A 1,059-nucleotide genomic window follows, 5' to 3' on the forward strand; every position below is an offset into this window, starting at 1 on the left:
CAAGCCGGCCACCGCGACCGGCAAGTCGCTGTCGGTCGTGGCCCTGCGCAAGACCTACGGGGACGTGGTCGCTGTCGACGAGGCGTCGATGGAGATCGCGGCCGGGGAGTTCGTCACCTTCCTCGGCTCCTCCGGGTCGGGCAAGACCACGACGTTGATGATGATCGCCGGTTTCTGCGAGCCGGATTCCGGCACCATCACGGTCGGGGACCGTGACGTCACCCGGCTCGCGCCGCAGAAGCGGGGCCTGGGGTTCGTCTTCCAGCAGTACCTGCTCTTCCCTCACATGACCGTGAGTGAGAACGTCGCGTTCCCGCTCACCCTGCGTGGTGTGCCGAAGGACGAGATCCGCCGCCGGGTCGGGGAGACGCTGGAGATCGCCGGTCTGTCCGGGTTCGGCGGCCGTAAGCCGCGTGAGCTGTCCGGTGGTCAGCAGCAGCGGGTGGCGTTGTGCCGGGCGCTGGTCTACCGGCCGCCGGTGATCCTCATGGACGAACCGCTGGGCGCGCTGGACAAGAAGCTGCGTGACCAGCTCCAGGTCGAGATCAAGACCATCCAGCAGGAACTCGGCCTGACCGTCATCTATGTGACGCACGATCAGGAAGAGGCGCTGGTCATGTCGGACCGTATCGCGGTGATGCGCAACGGTCTGATCGAGCAGTTCGACAGCCCGAGGGAACTGTTCGAGCGGCCCAGGACCCCGTTCGTGGCGGACTTCCTCGGCGCGGCCAACTTCCTGCCCGGCCGCATCGAGCAGCACACCGACGAGCACACCCTGGTCCGCCTGGATGCCAGCGGCACTCTGCTCAAGGCGCGTCGCCACCAGCTGCCCTCCGGCAGTCAGGTGAAGGTTGCTGTGCAGCCGGGTCGGCTGCGGGCCTGTGCCACCGATGACGGGTTCTGTACCGGCACGGTGGAGACCGCCACCTACGTCGGCACTTTGGTCCGTGCGGGTGTGCGCATCGACGGTGGTGACGGGCCGCTGCTGCGCCTGGAGGTCCCGGCCGGCCGCGGCCCGGTCGCCGGCGAGCGAATCGGCGTCAGCGCCGATCCCGAGGA

At 68.4% G+C, this 1,059-nt stretch carries 1 protein-coding gene; it reads left to right on the forward strand.

From position 1 onward, the window contains the following. Positions 1–1,059 (forward strand): ABC transporter ATP-binding protein (locus tag KUM44_RS39850; protein ID WP_254390798.1); only part of this gene is annotated, 1,059 nt, incomplete at both ends.

It is taken from the genome of Streptomyces sp. AC550_RSS872, from assembly GCF_019049285.1.
Lineage (GTDB): Bacteria > Actinomycetota > Actinomycetes > Streptomycetales > Streptomycetaceae > Streptomyces.